This window comes from Brachybacterium fresconis, assembly GCF_017876515.1.
Taxonomy (GTDB): domain Bacteria; phylum Actinomycetota; class Actinomycetes; order Actinomycetales; family Dermabacteraceae; genus Brachybacterium; species Brachybacterium fresconis.
The window spans coordinates 2,352,155-2,364,662 of the sequence record NZ_JAGIOC010000001.1; the positions used below are offsets into that span (position 1 = coordinate 2,352,155).

Genomic DNA, 12,508 nt, shown 5'->3' on the forward strand with positions numbered 1-12,508 from the left:
TGCTGGATGAGGAGATGGCGCAGGACGAGGGCCTGCGGGAGCGCCCGGACACGGGGCCAGGTCGCACCGTCCGCGGCCCTCACTCCCCCAGCTGCAGCTCCACGGTCGTGTAGGAGTGCGCCGGCAGCGTGATCTCGAGCCCTCGTTCGTGGTCGCGGATGTCCTCCAGCGGCGCCGGAGCGACCGCCCGCGGATCCTCGGGGGTGTTGTGCGCGGCGGTCGACGCCCCGGTCAGCACCGTGACGCGGTGCCCGGTCACGGTTCGTCCGCGCAGGTCGAGCACGAGAGTGCGCGGCGCGTCGGCGTCGAGGTTCGACAGCGAGACCAGTGCGGTGCCCTCCTGGGGGCGCACGGAGGCCGAGGCCGAGATCATGGGCAGCGAGCGGCCGTCGACCTCCCGCGGCTGCTCCGGCAGCACCACGTGGGTGGCGAGCGCGGAGGCGTCCTGGTGCCCGGCGTTCATCGCGAACACGTGATAGGTCGGGGTGAGCACGAGGGCGCCGGTGTCGGGATCGGTGAGGATCATCGCCTGCAGAACGTTCACGGTCTGGGCGATGTTCGCCATGATCAGGCGGTCGGCGTGGCGGTGGAAGCCGTCGAAGTGGATCGAGGCGACCAGGGCATCGCGCACGGTGTTCTGCTGGTACAGGAAACCGGGGTTCGTGCCGGGCTCGACGTTCCACCAGGTGCCCCATTCGTCGAAAACCAGGCCCACCTTCCGGTGCGGGTCGTACTGATCCATGACGGTGGAGTGACGGGCCACCAGCTCCTCGGCGCGGGTCGCGCGGGAGAGGGTCAGGTACCACTCCTGGTCGGTGAACTCGGTGGCGCTGCCCTTGTCCGCCCAGGGGCCGGACATCGTGTAGTAGTGCATCGAGATCGCCTGATAGGGGCCGGACTCCCCGTCCGCGCCCTCGAGGTTCTGGGCCGCCCGCATCAGCGACTCGGTCCAGGCGAAGTCGTCGTCGCTCGCGCCGGCGGCGATGCGGGTGACGTGATTGCCGGGATCCCCGCCCTGGTCGCGCACGTAGGTGGAGTACTGCCGGGCGAGTGCCGCATAGTCCTCGGCGCGCATGGTCCCCCCGCAGCCCCACGGTTCGTTCCCGATGCCGAAGAACGGCACCGCCCACGGTTCATCGCGGCCGTTCTCCCGGCGCAGGGACGCCATCGGGGAATCGTCGGCGCGGGTGAGGTACTCGACCCATTCGCTCATCTCCGCAACCGTGCCGGAGCCGACGTTCCCGTTGACGTACGGCGCGGTGCCCAGCAGTTCCACGAGATCCATGAACTCGTGGGTGCCGAAGGAGTTGTCCTCGACGACATCGCCCCAGTGCGAGTTGACCATCCGCGGGCGGTCCTCGCGGGGGCCGAGGCCGTCCTTCCAGTGGTAGTCGTCGGCGAAGCAGCCGCCGGGCCAGCGCAGATTCGGGATCTGCAGGGCGCGCAGGGCCTCGACGACGTCCCGGCGGATGCCGCGGATGTTCGGGATCTCGGAGTCCTCGCCGACGAAGAAACCGCCGTAGATGCAGCGGCCGAGGTGCTCGGCGAAGTGGCCGTAGAGGTGGCGGCTGATCGTGGGGCCGGGCAGGTCGAGGTCCACGACGACGCGGGCGGGCCCGCCGGCCGTGCGGCGGGTGGAGCCGGTGGCCGCCGTGCCGAGGGCGGACACGAGTGAGCGGCTGAGGGAGGACGAGGTCACGAGAGGCTCTCTTTCGAGCGGGTCCGGCAGGTGGTGAGGGTCGGCCCGGCCGGGGAGCGCTCACCCGGCCGGACCGCGTCGGGAGGGTCAGGCGCGACGCGCGAGACGGATCATGCTCCAGGAGATCGCGGGCAGGTCTCCCGTGAGGCGGCCGTCGGCCAGCGTGATCGAATCGTTGGCGGCGGGGGTGACGGTCTCGGGGGCGTCCTTGGTGTTCGCGGCGTAGGGATCCTCGTGGTGCATCGTGACCGCCTCGACCAGCTCCAGGTCGCCGAAGGCCGACAGGTCCGCGTCCAGGGCCAGCTGCTCGTCGGCGCCGCGGTTGACGACGAAGAGGGACAGGGCTCCGGATCCCTCGTCCCAGGTGGCGACGGCGTCGGCTGCGGAGCTGGTCCCGAAGCGCCGGTTCTCGAAAGTCGGTGCGTCCAGGCGCACGTCGAGCACCTCGCCGGCGGCATGTCGGGAGGTCAGCGCGAAGGGGTGGAAGGTGGTCTGCTTCCAGCTCGCACCACCGGGCTCGGTCATGATCGGGGCGATCACGTTGACCAGCTGGGCCAGGGAGGCGGAGGCGACGCGGTCGCTGTGGCGCAGCAGGGAGATCAGCAGGTTGCCGAACACCACCGCATCCATGGCCGAGTAGGTGTCCTCCAGCAGCACGGGGGCGATCGGCCAGTCCTGCCCGCTGGGCGGGCGGGACTCGGCGCGATGCTGGTACCAGATGTTCCACTCGTCGAAGCTGACCATGATGCGCTTGTCGCGCTTGAGCTTGGCGCGGACGTGGTCGGCGGTGGCGACGACGGAGTCGATGTAGTAGTCCATGTCGTCGGCCGAGGCGAGGAAGGAGGCCTGGTCGCCGTCCTGCTCGGAGTAGTAGGCGTGGGCGGAGATCATGTCGACGTGGTCGTAGGCCTCGGTCAGCACCGCATTCTCCCAGGCACCGAAGGTCTCCATCGAGGTGTTGGAGGAGCCGCAGGCGACCAGCTCGAGGTCCGGATCCTCCTGGCGCATCGCCCGGGCGGCCTCGGTGGCGACGCGGGCGTACTCCTCGGGGGTCTTGTGGCCGGTCTGCCAGGGGCCGTCCATCTCGTTGCCCAGGCACCACATGCTGATGCCGTAGGGGGCGGCGTGCCCGTTCGCCGCCCGCTCGTCGGACAGCGCGATGCCTTCCGGGGCGTTGGCGTACTGGAGCACGTCCAGCGTCTCCTCGATCCCGCGGGTGCCGAGGTTCACGGCGTACATCGGCTCGACCCCGACCTTCTCGACCCAGGCCATGAACTCGTCCAGGCCGACGGTGTTGGGTTCGGTGGAGTGCCAGGCGAGGTCGTGGCGGGCGGGGCGCTGCTCGACGGGGCCGACGCCGTCCTCCCACTTGTAGCCCGAGACGAAGTTGCCGCCCGGGTAGCGCACGGAGCTCACGCCGAGCTCGCGGGTCAGGGCGAGCACGTCGGTGCGGAAGCCGTCCTCGTCGGCCGACGGATGGCCCGGCTCGTGGATGCCGGTGTAGACGCAGCGGCCGAGATGCTCGACGAAGGCGCCGAAGGTGCGCCGACGCACGGGCGCGACGCGGAAGGCAGGGTTCAGGGCAAGGGTGATACGCGAAGACATCGGTGTCGGCATCCTTCTCGGAGGTGGGGCACCGGCCTGGTCGCGACTTCGCGACAGCCAGTTCTACAACGTTGCAAAATAGCTTTCCACAACGATGTCCCCGCGTCAACGGCATTCCGCGGTCGAGAATCGGCAGCGCATCGGCAGTACGACGTCGACAGAACGACGTCGGCCGCGCACGCAGCCCGCGTCGAGACGCACGACATCGGCGCTCGACGCACCCGTGCAGGTCCGCGAGTGCAAGAATCGTCCCCATGCCCCTGAACTCTGCGACCGGTCGCCAGCGCCCCCCTGCGCTGCGCGACGTCGCCGAGCTCGCGGGAGTCTCGATCAAGACCGTCTCCAACGTGGTCAACGAATACCCTCATGTGCGCGACTCGACGCGCGAGAGGGTGCGGGAGGCGATCCTCCAGGTCGGATACCGTCCCCAGGCCGCGGCGCAGCAGCTGCGCACCGGGGCGAGCAAGATGATCACCCTGGCGGTGCCGGCGCTGACCTTCTCCTACTTCTCGGACCTCGCCCAGGAGTTCATCGACGAGGCGCAGCTGCGCGGGCAGACCGTCGTGCTGCACTCGACCTCCGCCGGTCGCGAGGCGGAGCGCACGGTGCTCGAGGGGTTCAACCGCCTGGTCGGCGACGGGGTGATCTTCAATCCGCTGCTGATCGAGGAGGCCGTGTTCGCGCGGATGGAGCGCACCACGCAGCCCACGGTCTTCATCGGCGAGCACCTGCCCGAGCAGCTCCCCCAGGGCAGCGACTACGTCCGGATCGACAACGTGGCCGCCGCCTTCGACGCGACCAACCATCTGCTGCGGAGCGGTCGGCGCCGCATCGCGTTCCTCGGCGCGATCGCCACCCGGCACGGCCTGCAGCCCCACAGCTCCGGCTCCCTGCGCCGCGACGGCTACGTCGCCGCGCTGACCGAGCACGGGCCCGGCCCCGACGCCGCGATCGTCCAGGCGGTCGACGATTGGCATCGCCACGACGGTTTCGCGGGGGCGCAGGCACTGATGGCGCGCCACCCTGAGGTCGACGGGATCGTCTGCGGCAACGACGATCTCGCCATCGGCGTGCTCGCACAGCTGCGCCGCCTGGGTCGTCAGGTGCCCGAGGACATCGCCGTGATCGGGTACGACGACACCCCCGACGCCCCATTCGCCTCCCCGCCGCTGTCCACCATCTCGCCGGACAAGCACGCGCTCGCCGCGACCGCCCTGGACCTGCTCACCGAGCGGATCCAGGGGCACGACGGGCCGCCGCGCGTGCTGGACACCCCGTACACGCTGGTCGTCCGCGAGTCCACGGCGCCCGTCGGCGTCCCGTCGCCCCCCTCCGCAGGCACGGCCTCGCCCGTCTTTCCCCCCGCCGCCGATCCCGAGGAGCTGCCCCGATGACCATCCCGACCCCGTACGAGGACCTCCTGCGCGAGGTGATGGAGACCGGCCATGCCAAGGGCGACCGCACCGGGACCGGCACCCGCAGTCTGTTCGGCAGGCAGATCCGCTACGACCTGTCCGCGGGCTTCCCGCTGATCACCACCAAGCGGGTGCACACCCGCTCGATCATCCTCGAGCTGCTGTGGTTCCTGCGCGGGGACACCAACGTGCGCTGGCTGCAGGAGCGCGGCGTGAGCATCTGGGACGAATGGGCCGACGAGAACGGCGATCTCGGCCCGGTCTACGGTGCGCAGTGGCGCTCCTGGCCCACGCCCGACGGCGGCGTCATCGACCAGATCACCGACGTCGTCGAGCAGATCCGCACGAATCCCGATTCCCGCCGGCTGATCGTGACGGCCTGGAACCCGGCCGACATCCCGCAGATGGCGCTCGCGCCCTGTCACGCGCTGTTCCAGTTCGAGGTGCACGACGGGAAGCTGTCCTGCCAGCTGTACCAGCGCAGCGCCGACCTGTTCCTCGGGGTCCCGTTCAACATCGCCAGCTACGCGCTGCTGACGCACATGGTCGCCCAGCAGACGGACCTCGCCGTCGGCGACTTCGTGTGGACCGGTGGGGACTGCCACATCTACGACAACCACCACGAGCAGGTCCAGCGACAGCTCTCCCGCGAGCCGTTCCCCTCCCCGACCCTGCGGATCACCCGCCGACCGGATTCGATCCTGGAGTACGAGCTCGAGGACTTCGAGATCGTGGACTACCAGCACCACAAGGGCATCAAGGCCCCGGTGGCGGTGTGAGGGCGGCGGATTCTCCCGCGGATGCGGCAGCGCCCTCGACGACGCAGTCGGTCGCCGATTCACCGCGCCCGGCGCCTTCGGCCGACGTCTCCCCGAGCACGCCCGCCCCGCGGATCGGCATGATCTGGGCGCAGGCCCGGGACGGCGTGATCGGGGCAGGCGGCGCCATGCCCTGGCACCTGCCCGAGGACCTGAAGCACTTCAAGCGCACCACGAAGGGTGGGCCCGTGGTGATGGGGAGGCGCACGTGGGAGTCGTTCCCCGCGACGTTCCGACCCCTGCCCGGGCGCACCAACATCGTCATCACCAGCGATGACTCCTTCGCCGACGACGGAGCGCTGCGCACCAGAACGCTCGACGAGGCTCTCGCTCGGGCCCGCGGCTTCCTCACCTCGGAACCGGACGACTCGAGCGTCCCGACGATCTGGGTGATCGGCGGCGGCCGCGTGTATCGCGAGGCGATGGACCGTGCCGACCTGCTCGTGGTCACCGAGATCGACCTGCAGATCGACGGGGACACCACGGCGCCGACGATCCCGGCGGACTTCCGCCTGGCGGCCGCCGATCCCGACCCATCGGCCGACAGACCCTCCTGGCACACCTCCCGCACCGGCCTGCGCTACCGGATCCTCACCTACCGACGCTGAGCGAGCTCACCCGATCCGCCGAGCCCAGGGACGGTGCGAGCCGGTGGCGGCATTCGTCCACGTGCGGCAGCGTGCGTCGAGCGGCATCAGGTCCCGGTGATGCCGGTGGTGGCGACGCTCTTGATGATCTGGCGCTGGAAGAACATGAACACGATGATCAGCGGGAGCGCGGCCAGCACGGCCTGGGCCATCTGCTGCGCGTACTGGATGCCATAGGCGCTGATCACCGTCTGCAGGCCCGTGGGCAGTGTCATGAGGCTCGAGTCGTTGATGACGATGAACGGCCACAGGAAGTTGTTCCACGCCCCGATGAACACGAAGATCGCGACCGCCCCGAGGATCGGCCGGGACAGCGGCAGCACGATGTTCCAGAAGATCCGGAATCGGCTCGCGCCGTCCACCAGAGCCGCCTCTTCGAGCTCGAACGGGATCTGGTCGAAGAACTTCTTGAGGATGAACACCATCGGCGCCGCGACCACCTGCGGCAGGATGATGCCCCAGTACGTGTCGACCAGGTTCAACGACAGCATCAGCTGGAACAGCGGGACTATGAGGATCTGAGCGGGAATCATGATCGAGGCGATGATCAGCACGATGATCATCTGCCGCCCCACGAACCGGAGCCGTGACAGCGCGTACCCGGCCAGCGCCGAGATCGTCACCGTGATCAGGGTGACCAGCGCCGAGGTGAGAAAGCTGTTCCACGCCCAGCGCGGCACGAGGCCCTCGGTGATCACATTGATGTACGCCTGGATGGTGAAGCCGTTCTCCGGGATGAGCGTGATCGGGAGCGCAGCCGCTTCCGGCTCGGTCTTGAACGAGGTCAGCACCGCCCAGAGGATGGGGATGAGCCATCCGAGCGCCAGGACGGCGAGGACGACGAACGCGACGATCCTGGCCGGGGTGGGACGGCGTCGACGACGAGCAGCACCTGCCGACGGCTCCTGGATCGCGGGGGCCGCGGTGATCGGATCTGACGTGGTGGGCATTGCTGTGCTCATGGCTTCACGCTCCGTCGGGACGAGATCACCATGTACGCGATGGAGACGATGATGATCAGGAAGAAGAAGATGTAGGAGATGGCAGAGGCATAACCCAGGCGGTACCCGGTGAAGCCGACCTCGTAGATGTACAGCAGGATCGGCCTGGTGCTGCCCCCGGGCCCGCCGCCGGTCATCTGGTAGATCTGGTCGAAGACCTTCAGCGAGTTCAGCAGCTGCAGCACGAGCACGAGCACGGTCGTGGGGGCCAATTGCGGCAGCGTGATCGAGACGAACTTCCGCCAACCACCTGCACCGTCGAGCGAAGCGGCCTCGTAGAGCTGATCGGGAATGTTCTGCAGAGCCGCGAGGTACAGCAGGAAGTTGAAACCGATGGTCCACCACACGGTGGTGATGACCACGGCGATCATCGCGGTGCTCGGGTTCTGCAGCCAGGCCACGCCATCGATGCCGAACCAGCCGAGGAACGAGTTGATCAACCCCAGCTGCGGGTTGTACATCCACAGCCAGAACTGGGAGACGACGGTCGACGCCAGCAGGAACGGCATGAAGAAGGAGAGCCGCCAGAACCACTGCCCCGGCAGCCCCAGGTTCACCAGCACGGCCAGGAGGAGAGCGACGGCGACGAGAGGAACCGTCGAGAGCACCGTGAACCAGGCGGTGTTGCCCAGCGAGCTCCACACCTGCGGATCCCCGAGGGCTTCGGCCCAGTTGTCCAGTCCGATGAACTCATCGTTGGTGCCGGCGAGGCTGACGCCGGTGAAGCTCATCCACAACCCGTAGATGGTGGGCCAGATCAGGAACATCCCGAAAGCGATCAAGAAGGGTGCGACGTAGAGCCAGCCGCGCAGGTTGTCGGCCCGACGTCGGCTTCTGCGACCGGGAGTCAGATGATCGGTCTCCCCGTGCTGACGGGGTGGGGCACTCGCGGCACCGGGGGCGCTGAGGCCTTCGGCAGTGGTCATCGGTCGTCTCCTTCGACGGACGAATGGGCTGAGGTGCGGGGCTCGAACAGCTCACGGGGCATGGTGGTCACATCGGGGAGGGCTTCTGGAGCAGATCGTTGATCCGGGCGACGAAGGCGTTCCAGCCGTCCAGCGGCTTCGTGCGCCGGGCCCAGACGTTCTGCATGTCATTGCCGAAGTAGGTGTGGAAGTCGCTGCCCGATCCCGTGAACCAGGCCTGCGGGTCGTACACCAGATGATCGACCGCATCGGCGTAGTGGGACTGCGGCACCAGGTCGGCATAGGAGGGGTCCTCGACCACGGGGAGGTAGGCGGGAATGTGCCCGGCCTGCGCCCACGTGATGGAGTGCTGCAGCAGGTGGGCCACGACGGCGTGGACGTTCCGACGTCGCTGTTCATCGACGGCATCCTGGTGAGGCAGCACGAAGCTGTGGGAGTCCGCGTACGCGGTGGGGGCTCCGAACACGCCGGGGATCATCGTGACGTCGAACGGCAGGCCCTGCTCCTTGTAGCTCGCGGTCTCCCACACACCGCCGTAGAACGCGCCCGAGCCACCGGTGGCGAACTCGGAGATCGCGGTACCGCCGTCGTGACCGGGATTGCCGACCTCCCCGTCGATCAGCGACAGGATCCACTCGATCGTCTCGATCACGAGCTCTTCCTGGTATTCCATCGTGCCGCCGACGGGCAGTTCGATGGTGCCGCCCATCTGGGAGTAATAGGTGGAGAACATCCGCCATTGGTTCGAGCCGTCCCCGAGGTAGCCGAAGGACAGCCCGTACCCGCTCGGGGCGTGGGCTCCGAGCTGCAAGGCCATCTCTCGGAAATCCTCCGGCGTGTCCGTATCCACCAGCAGCCCATCGCTGCCGAGTAGTCCGGCTGCTTCGGCGATCTCGGTGTTGTAGAAGAGGACGAACGGGTGGGAATCCAGAGCGATCGCGGTCAGAGTGCCGTCGATGGTCATCTTGTCCCAGATCAGCTCCGGGAACTGCTCCTTCGTGACGCCGAACTCGGAGAGCAGGTCGAGGTCCCATGGGTCGAGCAGGCCACCGGGGGCGTACCCGGGGACGCGGGAGGCGTGCATGATCGAGAGGTCGGGAGCGCGACCACCGGCGGAGGCCATCGCGAGCTTGGTGTAGTACGGGGCACCCCAGGCCAGCACCGTCTGGGTGACATCGACGGAGCCCTCGGTGGCCATGTAGTCGTCGAGCATGCCGCCCATGATCTGGCCGTCCGGCCCGGACAGCAGATGCCAGAAGTCGATCTCGTCCGACGGCCCGGCGGCGGCTCCGGCACACCCGGACAGCACCCCTGTGGTGCCGAGAGCGCCGAGGATGCCCGCCCCCTTGAGCAGCGAGCGCCGGTGGCGGATGCGGTGGGAGACATCGTGGTCATGAGGTATGCCTTCCGGGTCAGAGCGGGCTGGGCGTCGAGGTGTAGATCGCGAGCTGGTCGCGGATGGCCGCCAAGGCCTGCTCGGGGCTGAGCACACCCTGCTGGACCAGACCCAGCTGAGCGCCGACGGTGTCCTCGAAGGTCGAGCCGGACCCGCCGTACCAGGCCGGATCGTCGTAGACGGCGAAGTCCGCGGAGTCGGCGTAGTAGCGCTGCGGTTCGAGGGCGAGGTACTCCTCGCTCTCGGCCGTCGGCAGGTAGGCGGGGATGTGACCGCCCTCGGCCCAGGTCATGCTCTGGTCGAGCATGACCTTGATGAACTCCATCGCCTGCCGGCGCTGCTGCGGGGAGCGGTCCTTGTGCGGGAGGATGAAGGTGTGGGAGTCCGCCTGGACGGCGGACCGCTCGAAGATCTGCGGGATCGACACCATCCCGAAGTTCAGCCCCTCGATCGACTGCGCGGTGGAGATCTCCCACTCGCCCTGCAGGTAGAACCCGGCCTTCCCGGTGAACATCGCGGTCTGGGAGGTCGCGTAGTCCAGGCCCCGGTTGAGCCATCCCTGACCGACCCAGTCCTGGACCTTCCCCATCACCTCGAGGAAGGTGGGCTCGTCGACGCTGATGGTGGCGCCGTCGTCGGACAGGAACGGGGTCGCGGACTCGAACTGGTTGTACAGCGTCCAGAAGAACCGCCAGGGCGTGGCGGTCTCGGACACGTTCGCCACCGTCATCGCGGTGCCACCGGTGACCTCGCTGATCGCGGCCAGGGCCGCCTCGAAGGTGTCGAGGCCGTCGAGGTCCACCAGCAGTCCGTCGCCGTCCAGCAGCCCCGCCTCCTCGCACACGTCCTTGTTGTAGAAGAGCGTGAACGGGTGGGTGTCCAGGGGGATCGCGATGTTCTGGTCGTCGGTGCGCTGTGTGGTCCAGGCCTGCTCGTTGAAGTCCGCGGTCGACAGGCCGACGCCGGCGAGGTCCTCCTCGGTGATCGGGTCCAGGAGTCCGCCGCTCCACAACGGCTTGGCACGCGTGAGGTGAGCGACCGCGACGTCCGGCGGCTGGTTGCCGACGGTCGCCAGGGTCAGCTTCGAGTAGTAGGGGTTGCCCCAGGTGAGCGTGGTGGCCTGGAGGGAGTCGGGCCCGTAGAGGTCGCGGTAGCCCTGCTGCATGTCCTGCATGCGCACGCCGTCGCCACCGCCGAACAGGTTCCAGTAGATCAGCGTCGAGGGGTCCAGCTGGGTGCCCAGCAGGCCGGCGGCCAGCGGGGTGGAGCAGCCGGCCAGCGGCAGGGCCGTGGCGGCGAGGGCTCCGGCTCCCAGCAGTCGGCGTCGACTGATCCCCGAGCCGGCTCCGGGTCGGTGCGGGACTGAGCGGGGTGGACGATTCCTCATCTCATCACTCCATCGGGATCGGGCACCCGGGCCGCCCGGTGGCGGCAGCATGGGACGGGTCGGACAGGAGCTCGGGGCGGGCCGCGGGCGACGTCGCTCCGGACGGCATCCCCGCAGGCCCGCGCGCCCCTGTGCGCGCACGCCCCGGCGATGCCGCGATGCGCGGGTCGCGCGCCCGGCCGACGGGGCCGATGCGACGCGTGCCCTGCATCACATGAGCTACTTTACATCGTTGCAGGGTCCGACACAAAGATCCGACGCAGCGCTCCGACACCGCGCTCCGACGCACCCCGGCCATGCCCCCGCCGCACCCCTAGAAACAGCACGTGACCTGCGTAGACGACGACGGCGCCCCGGGCACCTCCTGCGAGGTGCCCGGGACGCCGTGCCCCGGGCTCGTCGGCCGCCCGCCTGGTGCGGGTCGGCCGCCGCTCAGCTTCCGGACGTCGAGCGCTTCTTGTTCCAGACATCGAAGGCCACGGCCACCAGCAGCACGACACCGCGCACCACCGACTGCGTGGACTGGTCGATGCCCATGATCGACATGCCGTTGGACATCACGGCCATGATCAGACCGCCGATGATCGCGCCGTGCACCTTGCCGATGCCGCCGGTCACCGCCGCACCGCCGATGAAGGCGGCGGCGATGGCGTCGAGCTCGAACATGTTGCCGGCACCCGGCTGGGCACTGTTGGACCGTGCCGAGTAGACGATGCCCGCGACCGCGGAGAGCAGGCCCATGTTCACGAACAGCCACATGTTCACCCGGCGCGTCTTGACGCCGGACAGCTGCGCGGCCTGGAGGTTGCCGCCCATCGCGTAGATGTGCCGACCGAAGATCGTGCGCTGGCTGATGAACCCGTAGATGAGGATCAGCGCGGCCAGCAGGATCAGCACCACCGGCAGGCCGCGGGAGTGCGCGAGCTGCCAGGCGAAGGCCATGACCACCACGGCCACGGCGGCGTTCTTCAGCCAGAACAGGAACAGGGCTTCGACCGGCTGCTTGTACTTCAGCTTCGCGAGCCGGCCGCGGTACTGCTGGATCGCGAAGACGACCACCAGGGCCGCAGCCAGGAACAGGGTGAAAGCGTCGAACCCTCTCCCGCCCAGCAGGCCGTTGAGGAAACCGCCGGAGATGTACTGGTACTGGGGCGGGAACGGGGAGAGCGAGACGCTCCCCAGCACCTGCAGGGTCATGCCGCGGAAGATGAGCATGCCCGCGAGGGTGACGATGAAGGCGGGGATGCCGACGTAGGCGACCCAGAAGCCCTGCCACAGCCCCACCAGCACGCCGGTGCCGAGTGCCGCCAGCACGCCGACCCACCAGGGCATCCCCCAGCTGATCACCACGACCGCGGCGACGCCGCCGGTCAGCGCGACCACCGAGCCCACCGACAGGTCGATGTGCCCGGCCACGATGATCAGCACCATGCCGATCGCGAGGATCAGGATGTAGGAGTACTGCAGCACCAGGTTGGTGAGGTTTCCCGGGCTCAGCAGCGCACCGCCCGTGAGGATCGTGAACAGCACGACGATGAACACGAAAGCGATGTAGATGCCGCTCTGGCGCAGGTTTCGCGTCAGCAGCTCTTTGATGTCAGAAGTTCCGGCCAT

General features: G+C 68.5%; 10 protein-coding genes. 3 read left to right on the plus strand and 7 right to left on the minus strand.

Translation table 11 applies throughout. From position 1 onward, the window contains the following. Positions 1-79: 79 nt before the first annotated feature. Together JOF44_RS10605 and arfA are read right to left on the minus strand one after the other, a co-directional pair. Positions 80-1,699: an alpha-N-arabinofuranosidase gene (locus tag JOF44_RS10605; RefSeq protein WP_209890764.1), complete on the minus strand. Its 1,620-nt coding sequence runs from the start codon at positions 1,697-1,699 to the stop codon at positions 80-82. 87 nt (positions 1,700-1,786) lie between these two features. Continuing rightward, positions 1,787-3,304: an arabinosylfuranosidase ArfA gene (gene arfA / locus JOF44_RS10610; RefSeq protein WP_209890767.1), complete on the minus strand. Its 1,518-nt coding sequence runs from the start codon at positions 3,302-3,304 to the stop codon at positions 1,787-1,789. Positions 3,305-3,558: 254 nt separating this feature from the next. Here arfA and JOF44_RS10615 point away from each other — a divergent pair, with 254 nt between their 5' ends. The 3 genes from JOF44_RS10615 (at position 3,559) to JOF44_RS10625 (ending at position 6,145) form a co-directional block, all read left to right on the plus strand. Continuing rightward, on the plus strand, positions 3,559-4,698 hold the full coding sequence (locus JOF44_RS10615; RefSeq protein ID WP_209890770.1) for a LacI family DNA-binding transcriptional regulator: 1,140 nt from the start codon (positions 3,559-3,561) through the stop codon (positions 4,696-4,698). Then, a complete protein-coding gene (locus JOF44_RS10620) occupies positions 4,695-5,498 on the plus strand; it encodes a thymidylate synthase (RefSeq protein WP_209890772.1) in 804 nt (267 codons plus the stop codon). The genes JOF44_RS10615 and JOF44_RS10620 overlap by 4 nt, the downstream gene beginning before the upstream one ends. A gap of 119 nt (positions 5,499-5,617) precedes the next feature. Beyond that, entirely contained in the window at positions 5,618-6,145 is a 528-nt protein-coding gene (locus JOF44_RS10625; RefSeq protein ID WP_209890775.1) for a dihydrofolate reductase, read from the plus strand. Positions 6,146-6,231: 86 nt separating this feature from the next. Here the strand turns inward: JOF44_RS10625 and JOF44_RS10630 are convergent, their stop codons facing one another. The 5 genes from JOF44_RS10630 to mmsB form a co-directional block, all read right to left on the minus strand. Then, on the minus strand, positions 6,232-7,146 hold the full coding sequence (locus JOF44_RS10630; RefSeq protein ID WP_209890778.1) for a carbohydrate ABC transporter permease: 915 nt from the start codon (positions 7,144-7,146) through the stop codon (positions 6,232-6,234). Next, positions 7,143-8,111: a carbohydrate ABC transporter permease gene (locus tag JOF44_RS10635; protein ID WP_209890781.1), complete on the minus strand. Its 969-nt coding sequence runs from the start codon at positions 8,109-8,111 to the stop codon at positions 7,143-7,145. The genes JOF44_RS10630 and JOF44_RS10635 overlap by 4 nt, the downstream gene beginning before the upstream one ends. A gap of 67 nt (positions 8,112-8,178) precedes the next feature. Next, on the minus strand, positions 8,179-9,420 hold the full coding sequence (locus tag JOF44_RS10640; protein ID WP_342591755.1) for an extracellular solute-binding protein: 1,242 nt from the start codon (positions 9,418-9,420) through the stop codon (positions 8,179-8,181). 103 nt (positions 9,421-9,523) lie between these two features. Next, positions 9,524-10,894 carry an extracellular solute-binding protein gene (locus JOF44_RS10645; RefSeq protein ID WP_083713530.1) on the minus strand — a complete coding sequence of 457 codons (1,371 nt, stop codon included), beginning with the start codon at positions 10,892-10,894 and terminating at the stop codon, positions 9,524-9,526. A 432-nt stretch (positions 10,895-11,326) separates the two neighbouring features. Beyond that, a complete protein-coding gene (gene mmsB, locus JOF44_RS10650) occupies positions 11,327-12,508 on the minus strand; it encodes a multiple monosaccharide ABC transporter permease (RefSeq protein WP_076808890.1) in 1,182 nt (393 codons plus the stop codon).